At 44.6% G+C, this 18,450-nt stretch carries 15 protein-coding genes; 8 read left to right on the plus strand and 7 right to left on the minus strand.

The genetic code is table 11. From position 1 onward, the window contains the following. Window positions 1-3: 3 nt before the first annotated feature. Both ERJ70_RS00600 and ERJ70_RS00605 read right to left on the minus strand, forming a co-directional pair. A complete protein-coding gene (locus ERJ70_RS00600; RefSeq protein ID WP_209366478.1) occupies window positions 4-327 on the minus strand; it encodes an ArsR/SmtB family transcription factor in 324 nt (107 codons plus the stop codon). Window positions 328-656: 329 nt separating this feature from the next. Next, window positions 657-1,502: an alpha/beta fold hydrolase gene (locus tag ERJ70_RS00605; RefSeq protein WP_209366479.1), complete on the minus strand. Its 846-nt coding sequence runs from the start codon at window positions 1,500-1,502 to the stop codon at window positions 657-659. A 257-nt stretch (window positions 1,503-1,759) separates the two neighbouring features. Here ERJ70_RS00605 and ERJ70_RS00610 point away from each other — a divergent pair, with 257 nt between their 5' ends. The 5 genes from ERJ70_RS00610 to ERJ70_RS00630 all read left to right on the plus strand — a co-directional run bounded on the left by ERJ70_RS00610 (window position 1,760) and on the right by ERJ70_RS00630 (window position 8,347). Beyond that, the gene (locus tag ERJ70_RS00610) at window positions 1,760-2,671 is read left to right on the plus strand and encodes an AEC family transporter (RefSeq protein WP_209366480.1); all 912 of its coding nucleotides are present in this window, start codon (window positions 1,760-1,762) and stop codon (window positions 2,669-2,671) included. A gap of 161 nt (window positions 2,672-2,832) precedes the next feature. Next, window positions 2,833-5,214 carry a DUF5689 domain-containing protein gene (locus tag ERJ70_RS00615; protein WP_209366481.1) on the plus strand — a complete coding sequence of 794 codons (2,382 nt, stop codon included), beginning with the start codon at window positions 2,833-2,835 and terminating at the stop codon, window positions 5,212-5,214. Between the two features lie 527 nt (window positions 5,215-5,741). Next, window positions 5,742-6,974 carry a peptidase T gene (pepT, locus tag ERJ70_RS00620; RefSeq protein WP_209366482.1) on the plus strand — a complete coding sequence of 411 codons (1,233 nt, stop codon included), beginning with the start codon at window positions 5,742-5,744 and terminating at the stop codon, window positions 6,972-6,974. A gap of 18 nt (window positions 6,975-6,992) precedes the next feature. Continuing rightward, window positions 6,993-7,841: a sulfurtransferase gene (locus ERJ70_RS00625; protein WP_209366483.1), complete on the plus strand. Its 849-nt coding sequence runs from the start codon at window positions 6,993-6,995 to the stop codon at window positions 7,839-7,841. 38 nt (window positions 7,842-7,879) lie between these two features. Further along, window positions 7,880-8,347, plus strand: a complete 468-nt coding sequence (locus ERJ70_RS00630; protein WP_209366484.1) for a metal-dependent hydrolase — start codon at window positions 7,880-7,882, stop codon at window positions 8,345-8,347. Window positions 8,348-8,461: 114 nt separating this feature from the next. Here the strand turns inward: ERJ70_RS00630 and ERJ70_RS00635 are convergent, their stop codons facing one another. Continuing rightward, complete coding sequence (locus ERJ70_RS00635; protein WP_209366485.1) at window positions 8,462-9,721, minus strand: MFS transporter; 1,260 nt, start codon at window positions 9,719-9,721, stop codon at window positions 8,462-8,464. A gap of 13 nt (window positions 9,722-9,734) precedes the next feature. Continuing rightward, window positions 9,735-10,784: an ArsR/SmtB family transcription factor gene (locus ERJ70_RS00640; RefSeq protein WP_209366486.1), complete on the minus strand. Its 1,050-nt coding sequence runs from the start codon at window positions 10,782-10,784 to the stop codon at window positions 9,735-9,737. A gap of 150 nt (window positions 10,785-10,934) precedes the next feature. On the opposite strand from ERJ70_RS00640, the gene ERJ70_RS00645 reads away from it, so the two are divergent. Further along, window positions 10,935-12,485 (plus strand): glycosyl hydrolase family 28-related protein, encoded by a 1,551-nt coding sequence (locus ERJ70_RS00645; protein WP_209366487.1) that lies wholly within the window; start codon window positions 10,935-10,937, stop codon window positions 12,483-12,485. A 37-nt stretch (window positions 12,486-12,522) separates the two neighbouring features. On the opposite strand, the gene mnmH is transcribed toward ERJ70_RS00645, so the two are convergent. Continuing rightward, window positions 12,523-13,560, minus strand: coding sequence for a tRNA 2-selenouridine(34) synthase MnmH (mnmH, locus tag ERJ70_RS00650; RefSeq protein ID WP_209366488.1), 1,038 nt, complete (start codon window positions 13,558-13,560; stop codon window positions 12,523-12,525). 211 nt (window positions 13,561-13,771) lie between these two features. Here mnmH and ERJ70_RS00655 point away from each other — a divergent pair, with 211 nt between their 5' ends. Beyond that, window positions 13,772-15,256 (plus strand): flavin monoamine oxidase family protein, encoded by a 1,485-nt coding sequence (locus tag ERJ70_RS00655; protein ID WP_209366489.1) that lies wholly within the window; start codon window positions 13,772-13,774, stop codon window positions 15,254-15,256. A 115-nt stretch (window positions 15,257-15,371) separates the two neighbouring features. On the opposite strand, the gene ERJ70_RS00660 is transcribed toward ERJ70_RS00655, so the two are convergent. Beyond that, the gene (locus ERJ70_RS00660) at window positions 15,372-16,058 is read right to left on the minus strand and encodes a type 1 glutamine amidotransferase domain-containing protein (protein WP_209366490.1); all 687 of its coding nucleotides are present in this window, start codon (window positions 16,056-16,058) and stop codon (window positions 15,372-15,374) included. Between the two features lie 303 nt (window positions 16,059-16,361). Between ERJ70_RS00660 and ERJ70_RS00665 the strand changes: the two genes are divergently transcribed. After that, window positions 16,362-17,369: an NAD(P)/FAD-dependent oxidoreductase gene (locus ERJ70_RS00665; RefSeq protein ID WP_209366491.1), complete on the plus strand. Its 1,008-nt coding sequence runs from the start codon at window positions 16,362-16,364 to the stop codon at window positions 17,367-17,369. Window positions 17,370-17,840: 471 nt separating this feature from the next. On the opposite strand, the gene ERJ70_RS00670 is transcribed toward ERJ70_RS00665, so the two are convergent. Continuing rightward, entirely contained in the window at window positions 17,841-18,410 is a 570-nt protein-coding gene (locus tag ERJ70_RS00670) for a M15 family metallopeptidase (protein WP_309507196.1), read from the minus strand. Window positions 18,411-18,450: the final 40 nt, after the last annotated feature.

Consider the following 18,450-nt stretch of genomic DNA (forward strand, 5'->3'; position numbering starts at 1 on the left):
TTCTTAATGCCGGGCATGTTCAATCGTTTGTTTCAAAATGCCGATTACATGCTGGTCATCATGGGAATAAAATAAAGTGGTTCCAGCTCTTCGATACTTGACAAGTCGCAGATTTTTCAAAAAGCGAAGTTGGTGGGAAACCGTAGATTGTTTTAATTGTAATTTTTCAGCAATTTCATTGACAGAGTACTCTTTGTTAAATAATAGATGAAGAATTCGGATCCGTGTTGGATCTCCTAAAGCCTTGAACGTTTGAGAGACAATAAACAGGGTCTCTTCATCAAGATGATTGTTATCTGCTAACACTTCTTCGCTTGATTCTTCCACCTGGATGACCTCCTCATCTCACAGTATGTATGTGAACTACTTATGTGCTTATATTAGCATATGTTCATATAGTATATCTTTTTTGAAAGCGTGTCAAAATCAATTGAAAATTTTATTAAATATAGGTTGTGTTTTTATGGTTTCGATATTCTCTATATAGAGGATGGTGAAGACTTTAGACTCAGTTTCTCCTTTTCAAAGAGGAAAATCGGTTGGTGTTTTCGTAGCAATAAATGATCACTCATCTTTTACAGAAAGATACACCAGTTAAAGTGCTTATAGAAAGAGCGGCAACATTCATTGAATGCTCCCGCTCTGATTATCATTGATTATAGATTAGGCCACAGAAAGGCTGTAACTGCCTTATCCACTCCTCGATGCTCGTGGAGTCCGGAATGGGTTGCTTCTGTATCATAAAAAACTTCCTGTCTGTAATGAGCCCTAGGAACGATGTCCTTAATGCCAAGGGCGCTGCTTACTGCTACAAGCCCATCCCCTGGATTGTCATTACGGTGCAGGGCTCCAGCAACTGCAAGTACCTCGGTGTTAGCAGGAAAGGCAGCTTTGTGGGCGGCCATCGATGCCAATGCAGGTGAATCAACCCTAAGGTCTACTGCAGCGGCACTGCTCCCAGGCTTGTAATACCTTTCAGCGCTGATTCCCTTGAAAGGACTGCCGATTACGATCAGTTTATTGACAGATGGATAATTGTCTTCGCTGCTGGTTAATAAAAAATTGGCAGCAGCTAAACCTCCCATGGAATGTCCGACCAGATTGGCTTTTTCGAAACCATAGTTTTCATGCAGCGCCGCCATCACCTTCCGAATCCAGACTGTCTGGTCGGCGATGCTGGCCTGGTTGTTTTCAAAAACAACTTGAATAAAGGGATGTTCCTGGCTGAAGTACCTTCCTTTAATGGAGAGGACACCCTGTTCATTGATATGGAAGGTGAGGCGTCTGGTATCGGGAATATCTACTTCCAACCTATCAAGTAATGTATCAAAAGAGCGGTAGGTTCCTTTAAAACCATGGACAAAAACGGTAGGGACGTTTTCAGCGTTGTCTTGGGAACGAATCGGCTTAGAAAAGATATAGGTGGATGAACCGACAACGATCAACGAAGCGACGACAACGAAAAAAACGACATAGCGGAATTGTTTTAGTTTTTCGGTCACTGCTGTTCCTCCTGTTGCATGTTACCTTTATTTTACTAAATTCAGGGATGAATTGATTGATTCTAACTGCTCAATTTTTGTTAGTTTATGCGGTTTTTTGCCAATTGGATGAAAAACAGGGTGTTAAATAATGGGAAAGTGCAGTCTCTTCTCTTAAGACATTACGTTTTAAATGGTTGCAAACCTTCTTTTGCTGGTTATATAGTTGATTACATATGCCCAAAATTTGAATGCCAATCATCAGAGGAGACATCTACATGGACAGTTTCAATCAGCAATTTTTATATTCTATTTCCATCATTATTTTAGGTTACATTTTAAAAAGGTTCGATATAATCCGGGAACGAGAAGGAGAAGGGTTGACCCGACTGGTGTTAAACGTTACCCTCCCTTGTTTGCTTATCGTAAGTTTCAGTGAGATCGTCATTGATCCTTCGCTGTTTTTATTGGTGATCATCGCTTTTGTATATGGGTGTTTAATGGCCCTCTTAGGTTCTCTTGTATTTCGCAACGAGGGTTCATTCAACAAAGGGATGTTGCTGATGACCCTTCCCGGTTTCAATATAGGCCTGTTTGCTTTTCCGCTCGTAGAGGGCATTTGGGGGAGTGAAGGGTTGAAATACTTTGGTATGTTCGATGCTGGTAATGCCTTTGTCATTTTTGGGCTTAATTATATTGTGGCGACCTATTTTGCCAGTGGAGATGTAAAACCGGATTTCCAAGCAATGGCGACAAAAATCTTTAAATCTATCCCCTTGATGACGTATATCCTTGTTTGCACCATCAATTTGTTGGGACTTCAACTGCCCGATTTCGCGCTTGGCGTTGCAGGAACAATATCCCAGGCAAACATGCCCTTATCGCTGCTTATTTTAGGCATCTATTTAAATTTACAATTCGACAAAAGCAATTTAAAAATCATATCGAAATTTTTGATTTTTCGATATGCCACCGGAATTGCCGTCGGTTCCTGCCTGTTTTGGCTGCTGCCATTTGAGGACTTATTCAAATACACGTTATTAATTGCCCTTATTTTGCCGACTGCTGCAACTTCGTTGGCTTATTCTGTAGAATTCCGTTATGATACCAAACTTGTCGGTACCATCGCAAATATCACCATTATCATCAGTTTTGTCCTGCTTTGGCTCATCGCAAATCTTGTTTTGTAATGAAAGTAGTGCAAAAGGATTAAATTTTTTTGGTTTTTCGACAAAACAGACATAGGTCCATCGATGTGTTTTCTGCTTTTTTAGCTATCCTTAATCCTAGCTTAACAAATAGCTTGTATAGTAGAAGAAGCAAGACTATAACGGATAAGGGAGAGGAAACTGTGGGGAAACTTTTCATTAGGAAGCTTTTAAGTGGTTTAGCTGTACTTGCGTTATTCAGTTGTTTGCAAGGATATTCTCCAGAGACAGCGCAGGCAGACGGTTTACCGATTACTTCTGTCGATGCGCCTGCTCCGGTAATCGAACCGGCTGTTGAAAATGAGAACAACGACACGAAAGTTTTATTCGACAATACGCACGGCCAGACGGCAGGAGCTGCCGACTGGGTCATCAATGGTGCATTTTCTGATTTTGGCGAGGCGATAGCCGGTGAAGGCTATTATGTGGAAGAACTTAGACAAAGGACGCCGATTACTTACGAAGATCTGGCAGACTTCCAAGTTTTTGTCATACCTGAAGCCAACATTCCGTACAAGGATGCAGAACAAGCTGCCATATTGCAATTTGTCGAGAACGGCGGCAGTGTTTTCTATATCGCCGATCATTATAATGCCGATCGGAACTTGAACCGTTGGGATTCAGGGGAAATCTTCAATGGATACCGCCGTGGTGCCTTCGATAATCCTACAAAAGGATTCGAAGAGGATGAAATCGAATCTGAAGCAATGCAGGACGTAACTAATTCAGATTGGCTTGCTGACCATTTCGGTGTCCGCTTTCGTTTTAATGCCATCGGTGATGGAGTGGCAGAAGATATTGTAGCCCCTAATGATAGTTTTGGAATCACGCAAGGTGTCGATGGAGTGGCTTTTCATGCCGGAGCTACCATTGCTGTGACTGATCCATCGAAGGCCAAAGGGCTCGTTTACGTTCCAGAAGGCGTTTCTTCATGGGGGCCGGCAGTCGACCAGGGTGTTTACAATGGAGGCGGACGTGATGAAGGAGCATTTGTAGCTATCTCAAAAGTCGGCCAGGGAAAGGCAGCGTTTATTGGTGATTCCTCTCCTGTGGAAGACAGCAGTCCTGCTTATCTAAGAGAGGATTCTGGCAGTACGAAAACGACCTATGATGGGTTTGAAGAGGCAGATGACGGAATTCTTCTTACCAATTTGATCAACTGGCTGGCGGAACAAGAAGATTATGCTGACTTCACTGGGCAAGGTGTACCGTTGGATGAACCGACGGAACTTCATGATTTTGAAATCCCGGAAAACAGCACAGAACCGGAAGCAGAACCATGGTCCAACCCGCCTTCTGGTTATGAATGGTATGACCGTACGACCTTCCAGCCTGGTGCATACGGGTCGGAAGAAGAGGCATCCAATCCGGAGTATCAATTGCAATATCAGGATACACTGCCCGGTGACATGCAGGAATTCCAAATCCGTTTTTCCGGTGACAACCTTGGAGCGAATGGAACGGAATCCGACTTTCGTTTAGGAATTTACCTGGATGGCGGACAGCAGGTCGCCCAATTCAGCTTAGATGGTGAAAATTGGTCGAGCAATTACGGATATTCTGAATACTTTACATTGAATGCTGATCAACAAGGTTATGCTTCCAAGACATTGTATGTCCGCATTAAATCTGGTGTGGACGGAGAGGCAAACTTGCGGGTCAAGCAAGGTTCTTCCAACTTGCTGACAGAAACCGTGACCATCGATCCGGATGCCGTACCGGAAGAACTCCCGGAAGAAGAAACACCTGAATTGCCGGAAGCGGCGCCTATCGATCAGGTACGCGCCCTGGAAGATGGCGAATTGGCAACAATCCAGGGGACTGTTACAACAGCTTCAGGGTTATGGGGAGCGAAAGGCTTCTATGTACAGGATGGAACAGCAGGCATTTATGTTTATCAAAGCGAGCAAGATGTGAATCCGGGGGACATTGTCCAATTGACTGGGACTACCGAGACGTACAATGGGGAAGAAGAGCTTCTGAATATTCAAGCGTTCGAAGTGATCGGTTCTGCCGAGGTACCCAGCCCGGTTGTTATTGGTCCGGAAGAGTTATCCGCCTATCAAGGTAGCTTGGTGAGCTTGGAAGCAGTCGAAATTACCGACTTGCGAAAAGCCGACAATTATGGCACTACTGAATTTACTGCAGTCAATACAAACGGTGAATCGGTCGTTGTCCGCCTGGATAATCGAACCGGAACAGATTATGACGCCTTTCCTTACCAAAATGGAGATGTTGTTTCCATTACTGGACTTGCCAGTGTTTTTAACGGTACTTACCAGCTGAAGCCGCGAAGTATTGATGATTTCGCTTCTATCGATCGCAGTTCGTTGAGGCAGTTGATCATCGATAGCGAGATTAAACCAGGCGGAATTAAAAATGCATTGCTTGCTAAGCTGAAGAATGCTGAAAAAAACAGTAAGCATTACGATAAAATGGTGAAATTTATTGACCACCAGCCTGACAAGCATATCAACGCTGACTTAAAGACCGAGCTTGTTTCTTTGATCGACGCTATCCGCTAGATCAGTAGGAAAAACAGCAGGGATAAAGAATAGTAACCAAAAAAAAAACCGAACGATGATTCGAAATCCTCCTGAGAAGTCGAATGCGTTCGGTTTTTCTTTTGGGTAACCTGTAAAAAAATACCTTCTAAGTTTCTTTTGGGGGGGTATGGTATAGATACTCTACTCCTGCAAGGCACTTCGCTTTCCACGGGCATGGACACTAACTTGGTAAAGAAAAGCGCTTTACCAAGTGGCTCTTCAGCTCGCGTTTTTCCGCTGCAGTCTGCGTACCTTTCCTCTGTTTAATAGAATACTTCAACTTTCACGGGATTTACCTTCTAAATGATGCGTTGCACATTGGGATCTAAGTAGTACCAACCACTTTATTGAGGCTCTATTTCATTCCTGTTTGTGTAAGTTAACGAACTATGTTAAATTCATCGGTTACGTACGCGTAAATCACGCTCTTTTGCAAAACAAAACCGGCCAGAAGGAAAAGTAGTTATGATAAGATAGCGGTAAGAAGAAGAATGGAGATGAGGAACATGAAAAACGAAATCATAGACAGATTTACCAGCTATGTAAAAGTTGAAACCCAATCAGACGAAAGCGTCGACAGCTGCCCGTCTACTCCCGGTCAGTTGACCCTGGCAAATATGCTTGTAGACGAACTAAAAGAAATTGGGATGGAAGAAGTCACAATTGATGATAATGGCTATGTTATGGCGACCCTTCCTGCAAATACGGACAAACAGGTACCGACAATCGGCTTTTTGGCCCATGTCGACACGGCGACAGATTTTACCGGAAAGAATGTCAATCCGCAGCTTGTCGAAAATTATGACGGCGGTGACGTCTTGTTGAATGAAAGTCGTAACATTGTATTGTCACCTTCTGATTTTCCCAGCTTAGGGAATTATCACGGTCACACTTTGATCACCACGGATGGAACCACGTTATTAGGAGCCGATAATAAAGCGGGTATAGCGGAAATCATGACGGCGATGGCTTATCTGATTAACCATCAAGAGATCAAGCACGGGAAGGTCAGGGTGGCGTTCACGCCGGATGAAGAAATCGGCAGGGGGCCGCACCGTTTTGCTGTCGATCGTTTTCAGGCAGATTACGCCTACACGGTCGATGGCGGACCATTGGGTGAGCTGGAATATGAAAGCTTTAATGCAGCCGCTGCACGTCTGACGTTTTTCGGCAAAAATGTGCACCCGGGGTCGGCTAAAAACAAAATGATCCATTCTGCAAAAATTGCGATGGAATTTCATGCCGCTCTGCCTGCCGAAGAAGCACCGGAATATACTGATGATTACGAGGGTTTTTATCATCTCATTTCTTTCGAAGGAGATGTCGAGGAAACAAAGCTGTATTACATAATCCGTGACCATGACCGTCAAAAATTCGAGGGAAAGAAATCCAAAATCGAAGCGACAGTTGAAGAAATAAAACAAAAATATGGCGACAAAGCTGTCTTGTTGGAGATGAAAGATCAGTACTACAATATGCGGGAAAAAATTGAACCTGTGAAGGAAATTGTCGATATAGCGTACGAAGCAATGGAGCGAATTGGCATAACCCCCGATGTAAAACCAATCAGGGGTGGCACAGACGGTTCCCAGCTTTCCTTTATGGGACTGCCGACCCCGAATATTTTCACAGGCGGAGAAAACTTCCACGGGAAGTATGAATTTATTTCTGTCGAGAATATGGAAAAGGCAGTTCAAACAATCGTGGAGATTGCCAGCTTGACGGAAAAGAAAGCCTGAAATAAAAGGAGGAGGCAAATGGACTTTTTCGTGACGGCAGATTGGGTGTATGACCAAATAAAAGAGTCTGCAGAGACAGATATCGTGCTACTCGATACGCGGTTTGAGTTGACGGACCCGGAAGCTGGAAAGCAGGCTTATTTCCAAGGGCACATTCCAGGGGCTGTGTACTTTGATTTGAATCAGGATTTGTCAGGAGAAAAAGGCGAACACGGGGGAAGCCACCCTTTGCCGGATCCAGATACATTTGCAGAAAAGCTGGGCAAAGCCGGTATCGGAAGTCAGACGACTGTTGTTATATATGATCAAGGGAATGATATGTTCGCTGCCCGTTGTTGGTGGTTGCTAACTTATTATGGACATGAGCGGACATTTCTCCTGGATGGCGGATTGGAGAGCTGGGAAAAACACGGGTATCCGATGAGCCGTGAAATCCCTGCGCCAAAGCCGAAAACTTTTTTGCCGGACATACAGGGCCATCAGGTCGTCGATATCGATTACGTGAAACAAAAAATGGCTGACAGTACTTCTCATTTAATCGATTCCCGCTCCCATCAACGCTATCTCGGTAAGACAGAGCCGCTTTATCAAAATGCTGGACATATTCCAGGCGCTATCAATTATTTTTGGAAGCAAGTGCTGACGGATGATGGCGAGTGGAGAAATGAAGAAGAACTAACCAATCACTTCGCTGCTTTACCGGCTGATGAGGAAATCATCGTTTCCTGCGGTTCGGGGGTGTCCGCCTGTCCGAATATCATGGCGCTTAAAAAGGTTGGTTACCAGGATGTAAAATTATACCCGGGAAGTTTCAGCGACTGGATCTCTTATCCGGAAAATAAGGTGGCAACGGAGAAGAATGAATAGCTGTTGTCAAAGAACCAAATCAACTTGGAGGATACACCATGACTGGAAAAACACATATTATTGGCGGGATAGCGGCTTGTGTTGTCACAACCCGCTTCACATCTTACGATCCATTGTTACTGACGGCGGCCGGCATTTTCGGAGCATTGCTCCCCGATATTTGTCATAGCGGCAGTAAAATCGGTAGGAAAGTACCTTTGTTATCAAAATTGGTAAGTACCTTATTCGGGCATCGAACGTTTACACACAGCCTCTTATTTCTTTTGTTGATTCAAGTACTGTTTTCCTTGTTCCATCTACCCGAGGAGATAACCACGGGGGTACTTGTGGGTGCAACCAGCCACCTTTTGTTGGATGCGGCAACGAAAAATGGTATCAAACTTCTCTATCCTTTACAAATGACGTTCCGGCTTCCGCTCACGGTGAGAACGGGGGGACCGGCCGAGAACGGTATCCTGGCAGTACTGGTATTGTTGGTTGTTTACTTTGGGCAGGGAATCATCTAATCAAACATTTAATAGCGTAAGAGGCGCTTTCCTTAGCTTGCAGAAAAACCCTGGTTTTTTCTGCAAGCTTTTTTCCACCATGCCAGGGAAGAATAGTCTCCGGAACAGAAGGTTTTATTGAGCTTGCCGTTTCCTGTCCTTTATCTGTACCGCTTTGCTGGATAAGGAAGGATGCAGATAGAAAAAAGAGGCTAGCGTCGAGACTGTCCCTCCAATAAAAAGGGTTGTTCCAGTGCTGGTTAAATCTGCAAGCAGACCGGCTGATAATGCGGCAACAGGCAGCAGAATCCATGCCATAAACCGGGATGTCGCTTGTACCCTCCCGAGTAGGCGAAAAGGTGTCAATGTTTGTCGAATTGTAGCAAGACAAGGGTTCAGGATAGCGACCATGAAGGTGCCGGCCATATTGGCTGCAAGCAACAAGAAAAAAGATTGCATCTGGCTCAACACGATGACGGACAAGCCGCCTGTGAACGCAGCGGAAAACAACAAGGACCGATAACGGAAAAACGTTGTCAAAATACCGGAAAAAAGAGCGCCTGCGATTGCGCCGGCTCCACCCCCGGATAGCAGCCAGCCAATTTGGTAGGAGCTGAGGTGTATCGTATCTTTAAGGTGAAATACGAGTAATGTCAACAGCAGTGTCGTTCCAAAGGTGGAAAACAACATCGCTAAGTTTGTGAACAAGATCGCCTTTGTCGTAAGTACAAAATGAAAGCCCTCCTTCAAGTCCTGCAGGATCGTTGTCTTTCTGGATTCCTGAGGTTGGTTGGAAGGCAGTTGAATACTTGCAACGGCTGCAAAAGCAATAAAAAAACTGAAACTATTAACCAAAAGTGCGATACCCGGATGATATAAACTTATGATTAGCCCGCCAATTGCTGGTGCTGATAAAGTCGCAGTCTGTAAAGCTCCTGTGTTGATGGAGTTCACCAGCTGCAGGTGCTGTTTGGAAACGAGGCTTGGAACAGTAGCGAATTGGGAAGTATTATATACTTGGCTAAGCAGGCCAATACCGAAAGCGGCGATATATAACTGCCATACATGCAAATTTCCATAAAGGCTGATAAAACCGATCCAGCCTGTTAACAGAAATCTGCCTCCGTCCCCAATAAGCAGCAGACGCTTTCGGGAAAACCGATCTGAAAGAATTCCGATAAGCGGCTGGGCCAGAACCGGCAGACGCTCCAAGGCAGAAACGATTCCCATGCTGATAGGGGACCCGGTAACAGAAAGAACCATTAAGGGCAGGGCAATCATGTAAATTTGATCACCCATGAATGAAATTACATTGCCGCCGATGAAACGGAACAATGGATAGTTTTTTGATAAAGGGACGTTGGTTGATCGAAGTATCGAGACAGTTTTTTTCATCTTCTTCTCCTTTTTATAACCCGGAATCCAGGTAATTTTCCAAATCATCGGAAAGCGCCTGCAGCACATTGCCATTCAGACTGTATACGGGACCATTGTTTTGCACCAGCCGTGCAGACTTGAGTATTTTTAAATGATGGTGGACAGTGGTTTTTCCCATCCCCAATCGATTGGTCATTTCCTGGAGTGTATGCTCTCTTTCGGCTAGCATTTTTATCATTTTCATCCGCTGTTCATCCCCCAGTGCTTTGTACTTTAGTACGAGAAACTGGTCGGGTGTATAAGGGTCAGCTGGATGCAAGCTTTGGTTGGAAACCGGGTAATAGAAAATTTTATATCCTGCCAAGTCTGCTTCCACGTTCCATGGACGATATACGATATGAGGGATCAACAAAACAGTATGGACACTTGGCTCCGGCGAATAATTGATCCCACCTGTTGCCCAGGTGACCATCTCTTCAGGATGTTTTCTTTTCAGCATTGCCTTCTTGGCAGTTACATCGGCAGTCAGAACCCGGGAGAGTTGCTCTGCTTCCGGTTGGATGACCGTTTGATACCAGCCTTCCAGGGTGGAACAGAGATGTGCTCGTAAAAAGGAGGGATCGGTTTCACAAATAAATGAAATATAAGCAGAAAAGAAGCTGTGATCCTCGGCCGCAGCCATAAGTGCCTTCATAGATTCTTTGTGTCCTTCCGCAGCTTTTTGAACATCAGCTTGATGGGCACCTCCTAAAAATGGCAGACATGCAGCTTTCAGTTCGACAGTTGTCAATTGTGACACGGTATCGTGAAAATCCTCTATGGATGTAAATTCTTTCTGATGTAAAAGCTGCAAAAGCGCCTTCCACGTGTTATGTTTTTGGACAACTTCCAGTTGGGACAGCATGTCTGCAGACAAAGCATCCTTGATGGTTTTCCACTCCGACTCCTTCTTTTCCAAACTGCTAAGCAACGGTGTATTGGTGATAGCGGCAATTCCCAGGGCGCATTCCCATAATAAGGAGGACTTTACTTCGACTTTGTAGGATTCTCTTTTTCGTGCACTCGTTTGGATAATCTCCATGTTCTTCCCTCCATAAGTGTCTTTTTCTGTATACTATACTTATAGAATATATAATTCAATATATTTTGAATATCTTTTTAGATTCTATCTGTAGGGAATTGGGAAAAGGATAGTAAGAAAATATATCCATAATGGAAAGCAGGTGAAACGATGGGTGAATGGAGGCAAGGCCATGACCCCCGTCAAAATGAGCAGTTAATTTCCAGGTATTTTCCTGGTGAAATACGACCAAAGCAAACCGCGCGCATTATCAAGAAACGATACCGGCAGGTCCAGTCTAATCGTCGTATAACAAGGTGTGAACAACAAAGCGGTACATCGTTATGCCAAAAGTTGTTGGAAAGCTTGAAAGGGATCTTTTCGCAAAGAGCAGCGCCCGAGCGAACGAATCAGGAGCCAGTGTTTGAAAACGCAAACACTGTCTACCCCAATTGGAAGATCACCCTGGATGCTCAGGAAAAATGGTTATTCAAAAAAGTAAAACGCGAGGTCGATGTGACAGATTTCGGGGCGGTTGGAGATGGACAGACGGATTGTACAAAGGCATTTCAAAAAGCGATTGGAAAAGGCAGCGTGAAGGTGAACATTCCGGCTGGCTGTTATGTGGTGAAAGGAATCAAGTTGCCTTCTTTCACTTTTCTTTTTGGAGCGGGAAAAGGGAAAACGATCTTAAAACTGGCCGATTCTGCGCCAAAATGGAAAAGACTGATTACCAATGCGAATCACTTTCGAGGCAATAGCCATTTATATGTGGAAGGAATGACCCTTGATTGGAATGTGGAAAGGCTAAAAGGGCACGAGAAGATCAGCTTTGGCAACAATTTTTCCAGCTGCTTGACTTATGCCCATGTGCTTTACGGCTGGGTAAGACAAGTGGAAGCTGTCAATCCGGGGCTTCATGGCTTTGACATCTCGTCAGTCTATTACATTTATGCTGGAGACGGTTTTCGCGGAAAGGGCGAAAGCAGTTATATCTGGCTTGATCAGCTAACAGGCCGTGGGTTTGGAGATGATGGCATCACTACTCATCACAGCAGGAAGATTTTAATCTCCAACTCCCACATGGCTGATCCAAGCGGACGTTCCCATCGCAAGGGGTATTCCAATTCCAACGGCTTCGAAGTGGATGACGGTTCCCAACATGTCTGGCTTGTAAACAATTCCTCGGCCCGGTGTTTCGGAGGGGTGGAGGTCAAAGCGCATGTTAATGCTTCTGCGGCCATGCATACGGTTATTGCAGGACATCTATCGACAAATGATAATCGATCCTACAATTTCCGACATATCGGACATCATTACCATGGAGAACCTTATTCCAAGACAGCGGAAGGTATCTTGGCCGTAAATCTGATTTCGATTTGCCCTGTTTATTCTCAACTGTATCAACCATCATCGCCGCGTGCTTTGGTAGTTTCCGGCTATCGTAATGTCGGCATAGAAAACTTTATAGCGATCGGTAACCCTGATTATGACTATCATGGCAATCCGGTTATCGCGGTACAATACCGAGCAGACAACACCTGGCTGAACAATATCTTTACAAAAGACTTTGTGATGGCAGGAGCAGACGTCCAGTTGTTTGGCGGCAAGCATCACGCCGGTGAAGTAGTGATAGGAAGGATGGATAGTGAGAATTCTGCCTCGGAAAGGCTGAAAATAGGAAAAGAAGTACTGGTTACGCCTCTCGAACAAAAGCGCTAGAAAAAACGAGCCTGCCGTCCTGAATGACGGCAGGCTGTCAATGCTGGTAAACTTCCTGGTTAGCCAAGAACTTCTTGACAAGGGGGATTGCTTCCTCGGTGCTTGTTGCATGTATTGTATGGTTATCGTGCTTGTTAGCTGAATAACTGTAAAGCGGATCATAATAATATTCTAGCAGCAGCCTGGTAGCTTGACCGTAATCCGCTTTCCGCAAGCTGGACTCGATTTCGGCGGCTACTGGTGTATGGATCCGCTTTTTGATCCGTTTAAATGCCTCGAGGGCTTCCTCGTGGTGTTCCCAAGGCTGGTAATCGTCTAAAATATTTTTCACCCGCTCCTCGATAGGGATGTCGATAAACAGGTGTGTTCCATGCTCTTTCTTTTCCACCATGAACTCGGGCAATGTTGCTTTTCCGATCCGCTTGCTTTCAGCTTCCATGACAACAAAGGGAGCCTGCTGTACCTTCAAAAGCTGATGAAGAAGAAGTGATTCGAACTTTTTCTGTTTATTTGGTTCCAAACCGATTTGGCCGAAAATTGAACCACGGTGATTGGCCATTTTTTCGAAATCGAGTACGGCATATCCATCCTTAGCCAACTCTTCCAAAATAATTGTTTTGCCAGCACCTGTATAACCATTGAGCACAATCGCTTGAGGTGCAAGCTCAAAGGATTCCAGTGTTTTGACTACCCACTGGCGATAAGAACGGATCCCTCCCTGCAGCCGGTTCACTTTGATTCCCATTAAATCAACCACCGTCGCAGCGGTTTTACTGCGCATCCCGCCCCGCCAGCAGAATACTGTTTTATCATTGTCTATTGCTTGGAAAGCATTGATGAACGCAGGAAGCTTGGCAGATACAACCTCGACGCCGCGCTGTTTGGCAGCTTCGGGGCTTTCCTGCTTGTACAATGTCCCAATCTCCGCTCGTTCGTCATCATCAAACAGGGGAATGTTGATGCTTCCGGGAATCGTCGCTTCGGCATACTCGGATGGCGAACGTACATCAATTAATGTATGTTCCCCAGTCTGCTGTAAATTGGCGATTTCTGTCCAACTGATATCTTGAAACAATTCCTTCACGCCTCTCTATGGTGAAATTGCAAAAAAAGTCTCTTAGAATTGGGTTCTCCCTCTATTTTAATGATAATTAGCCGATTTGTAAAAAAACGTCACTTTTTGCTTGTGCCGCACACGGAGCATATTTGGAAAAAACAGTATAATAGAACTGGAATGTAGCACATCATTATGCATAAATATGGAAATAAAAAAGGTTGGGGAAAAAATGAGACAGCTTAGAGCGAATGAACTGTTTAATGACGTGGATTTGGCAGGTCAATACTTACCTATCGTGAAAACAGGTTTGAATCCGGCTGGAAGTGCTAAGAAGGTCATCATTATTGGAGCGGGAATGACCGGTCTGGTAGCAGGCTCGTTACTTAAAGAAGCCGGGCACGAGGTAACGATCCTCGAAGGGAGTAATCGCGTGGGTGGCAGGGTTTATACCGTAAGAGAACCGTTTATCGGGGATGATTATATTGACGTCGGGGCAATGCGGATACCTGCCGACCATCAACTCACAATGGGGTACATAGAGAAATTCAAACTACCGATAAATCCGTTTATCAACAACTCTCCAGGTGACTATCTGCATTCCAACCATGTTACGTTGACGCGTCAACAATACGAACGAGATCCAGATTTATTTGGTTATCCGCTCCCGTCCCATGAACAAGGAAAAACAGCGACAGAACTTTTTCAGGAAGCAGTCGATCCATTTCTATCGCTTTATGAACAGTCGACACCGGAACAGAAACGGGAATTGATTGCCCATTATGATCGATATAGTATGGAAAACTTTCTGCGCCATAATCCGATAGGGCCGCAGCTTTCTTCGCAGGCTGTACGGAAAGTAAAAGTACTGCTTGGAATTGAAGGATTTCCCGAATTGTCGTTTCTCAATATTCTTTCTGATATTGTCGGTACGGTCTTCAATGGGGAGATAGACTTCTATGAAGTCACCGGCGGCAATGATCGGCTCCCGGCTGCCTTTGTACCACTTTTATCCGATAATATTCGTTTAGGAATGAAGGCGAATCGTATTATTCATCAGTCTGACGGTGTAACTGTCCATTGTCGGAATACGCAAACGGGTAGTTTGGAATGGTTTAATGGGGATTTGCTGCTAACTACCGTTCCATTTCCAGTCTTCCAATTTATCGAAGTGTTGCCGCATCACACCATAAGCTTTATGAAAAGAAAGGCTATTCATGAAATGCACCATGTTGCTTCCACTAAAATTGCGATGCAGTTCAAAAACAAGTTTTGGGAAGAACAGGGCCTGCGGGGTTCCAATATTATCAGTGACTTAACGACCAGGTTTACTTATACGCCAAGCCGAGGTATTGGCACACCGGGCCCAGGGATTTTACTCGTCAGTTATAGTTGGGGCGAAAACGCGACACCATGGGATGCGTTGCCACAACGGGAGAAAGTCAGGCAGGCAATGCAAGGCCTTGCTAAGTTTTTCGGCAACGTAGTGTACGAACAATTTCTGACCAGTTTTGCCTTCAGTTGGAACTTAAATCCATTCTCGGCGGGGTGCTTTACCTTATTCAAGCCAAATCAAATAACAGAGTTTTCTCAAGTGATGAAGGAACCGGAAGGCAGGATCCATTTTGCTGGAGAGCAAACTTCCTCTCATCATGGGTGGATCGAGGGGGCGATAGAATCCGGCATCCGGGCGGCACTGGAAATGGATCAGCGATAATCCTAGACGGCGGAAGGATAGAAGTGAAATGTAGAACTGGTCTGATTATGTCTAGCTTCAGCGTCTAATCATGCGGAAAAGACAGTTGCTCTGAGGCTTGGCTTAAGGTCTTCTTTTATGTTTGGTTTAAAAGAGCAACGACGTGTTTTGCGACACCTTTAGTGGATGCGGGATTTTGCCCGGTTACGATCCGTCCGTCTTTTCTTACACATGATTTGAACGGTAAAGCAGCCTGTTCATAGTCGGCTCCGTGGGCCTTCAATTTATCCTCTAAAGAAAAAGGTAGGTACTTGAACAACATCATTGCTTTTTCTTCTCGGTCGGAATACCCGGTTACTGTTTTTCCGGCAAGTAGATAATTGCCATTCGTCAGCTGAAGATCATAGAGTGCACTTGGTCCATGGCAAACAGCCGCCACAATTCCTCCATTTTCATAGATTGCCCGGGTAATGGCCTGAAGTTCGCGGTTTTTCGGGAAATCCCACATGGTCCCGTGTCCACCGGCGAAATAAATCGCTTCATAGTCAGACGGGTTTATTTCTCCGGGTGAGTATGGTTGTTTCAACCATTCCATGAAAGTCTGATCATTGTAGTAATTGCGGAGTTGCTTGCTTACTAACAGCTCCGTTAAACTGCGAGGGTCTATTGGAACTTCACCGCCGGAAGGGCTGACAATATCGATTGCAAATGTATGTTTAACCCGGTGATAAAATTTCGTGAACTCGCTTAGCCATAGTCCGGTTTCTCTCGAAGGATCACCTAATGATTTGTGATTGGTGACGACCATTAAAATCTTCTTCATTTTATTCCTCCTCAACCTTTTAGGTCTATAGACAACAATATTATTCCACATACAGGGTTGCCTTAACCGGCTTTTCTGAGTCAATGACAATACTGCTGCGGTATTGTTTCTTTCGAAAAGGTATGAATCCCTTGATTTATTGGCAATATGGTTTATAATGATAATGATTCTCAATTAAGGTCATATTTAGATATAGCAGCTTTGAAAGCGTTGTTATTACATAGTAGTTGAAACAGCAGAAGCAGATTTGCAGGAATAACGGCAAGGTGAGAATAGACAAGAATCCATAAAGGAGTTTTTTTGATGGCCAGAGACAAGGAGTTGTATGAGGTAACGATCGTCGGGGGAGGCCCAACTGGATTGTTCGCTGCCTTTTATAGTGGAATGCGGCAAATGAAAACGAAGGTGATAGAGTCCGGCCGGCATCTTGGAGGAAAGGTTGCTCAGTTTTACCCGGAAAAATACATTTATGATGTAGGAGGTATTCCACGCATATCCGGTGAGGACCTGGTTCGACAAATGCAAGAACAAGCGGAACGCCACGAACCGGAAATGATTTATAATCAATATGTAACAGCGATAGATAAAATGGAAGATGGAAACTTTGCTTTGACCACCGAATCGGGAGAAATACATTATTCGAAAACGGTAATCCTTGCGACCGGATTCGGCATATATGAGCCGGTTCGGCTTACAGCAGAAAACGCTTCTGCATACGAAGGCGGTCAGCTCCACTATTCGTTGAATAATAGAGACAAGCTCAGCGGGAAAACGGTCATGATCGTTTCAAAAAACCGAGTCGGGATTGACTGGGCGTTGGCATTGGAAGAGCAAGCAGAAAAAGTAATTCTTGTGAATGAATCTGGAGAATTCCAGCACGTTGGACCGGGAGACGAAGAGCGGCTTGCACAGTCGACGGTAGAAGTCAGACTGTACCATGAAGTGGTCGAACTGATTGACCAGGAGGGCCGTCTTAGTCAGGCAAGGCTGGTGAATCAGGAATCGGAAGAAGAAATTCAGGTAACAATCGATGAGGTATTGGTATATCAAGGTATTGAATTCAAAGCCGCCCCGTTTAAACAATGGAATCTGGCCGTTGAAAAAAGTAAAATCACGGTTGATGCAGGCATGGCAGCAAATGTAGAAGGGATATTCGCGGCCGGTGACGCTGTTCATTATCCGAGAAAATCGATGCTGATTGCATCTGGTTATACCGAAGCATGCACGGCGGTGAATAGTGCCAAGTTCTATATTGACCCCAAAGCAAGTGCGCAGGTTTACAGTACAGTAGAATACAAATACAGTGAATAACATATCGGGCTGTTCTCCTATGGGGATCTAGCCCGTTGTGTATTGGTCAGGAAGTTGGTGCGATGGTTCTCCGTAGAGGACAGGAATTGCACAAAGAATTTTCACGCTGTCATTGCAGTTTGAATCACTAACGGAATTGGTAAATAAAGAAAAGGTGGGGACATACTATCAACTCATTTTTAAAAACGATAACTGGATAGGAAGTATGAAAAGAATTTACCTTACCAATGAAAGAGGAAAAACAATCCACTTCGGCAAGGTACTTCGCTGTCCGTGGTATATAAAAACAAAAAACCGAACGAATTCGAAAGTTTAGCATTTCGAATCGTCCGGTTTTGGTTCGACACTAACTAGGGCTCCGCCGCTTGGTATCTTTAAAAGTACCTTTTACTGTTAAAAAGTGCCCTCTGTCTTTCGGATTGGAACAAAAAGCACGATTTTCTGACAAATTTGCCGAATAAAATATAGTAACTAATCAGAAACAGGATCATCCGGACGTTTGCCTCGTTTCAATTCATAGATGCTCAGTCCGAAATCCATCTGTAAATGGGGATAGTCTTTGAATCGAGCCCAATCGCCACCCCACTCGAATCCTAGCTCCTTGGCAATTTCGACGACTTCCATCCAATCTGATTCGCCATTGTTATTTCCATCATAGTTCATGTCCCAAATGGCCCGCCCTTTTTCATTCTGGAGGGCGAAATCGATGGCCAAGCCGTAATTATGATAGGATTCTCCTCCTTCCGCATAGGTGACAATGTCGCCCTCCTCTGAACGGCCTTGTTTGAACAATTCATCCTGGCGTTCTGCGGTGCGAAAGCCTTCGGTAATGATAATGGTGATCCCTTGTTCCTCCGCTCGTTCTACTAATTGGTTCTTTTTCTCTTCTACAATAGGGTGCAGTTCTTCAGGTAACTCGCTATTTTCCGCAATATCTTCCTTTTGGGGCTCAAACTCCAAACGTTGATTTTCTATATAGAATACAATAAACAGGACGCAAGCCGTCAGTATGACCAGCCATACTAATATATTGACTTTCACCTATCCTATTCCCTTCGTTGTCTAAGATTGTCTTAACTCT

This window comes from Sediminibacillus dalangtanensis, from assembly GCF_017792025.1.
GTDB lineage: Bacteria > Bacillota > Bacilli > Bacillales > Amphibacillaceae > Sediminibacillus > Sediminibacillus dalangtanensis.

Excerpts from the sequence above, each read along its gene's own strand:
- ERJ70_RS00645 (WP_209366487.1), top strand. The coding sequence starts at position 10,935 with ATGGGTGAATGGAGGCAAGGCCATGACCCCCGTCAAAATGAGCAGTTA.
- pepT (WP_209366482.1), top strand. The coding sequence starts at position 5,742 with ATGAAAAACGAAATCATAGACAGATTTACCAGCTATGTAAAAGTTGAA.
- ERJ70_RS00660 (WP_209366490.1), bottom strand. The coding sequence starts at position 16,058 with ATGAAGAAGATTTTAATGGTCGTCACCAATCACAAATCATTAGGTGAT.
- ERJ70_RS00630 (WP_209366484.1), top strand. The coding sequence starts at position 7,880 with ATGACTGGAAAAACACATATTATTGGCGGGATAGCGGCTTGTGTTGTC.
- ERJ70_RS00640 (WP_209366486.1), bottom strand. The coding sequence starts at position 10,784 with ATGGAGATTATCCAAACGAGTGCACGAAAAAGAGAATCCTACAAAGTC.
- ERJ70_RS00655 (WP_209366489.1), top strand. The coding sequence starts at position 13,772 with ATGAGACAGCTTAGAGCGAATGAACTGTTTAATGACGTGGATTTGGCA.
- ERJ70_RS00610 (WP_209366480.1), top strand. The coding sequence starts at position 1,760 with ATGGACAGTTTCAATCAGCAATTTTTATATTCTATTTCCATCATTATT.
- ERJ70_RS00635 (WP_209366485.1), bottom strand. The coding sequence starts at position 9,721 with ATGAAAAAAACTGTCTCGATACTTCGATCAACCAACGTCCCTTTATCA.
- ERJ70_RS00625 (WP_209366483.1), top strand. The coding sequence starts at position 6,993 with ATGGACTTTTTCGTGACGGCAGATTGGGTGTATGACCAAATAAAAGAG.
- ERJ70_RS00665 (WP_209366491.1), top strand. The coding sequence starts at position 16,362 with ATGGCCAGAGACAAGGAGTTGTATGAGGTAACGATCGTCGGGGGAGGC.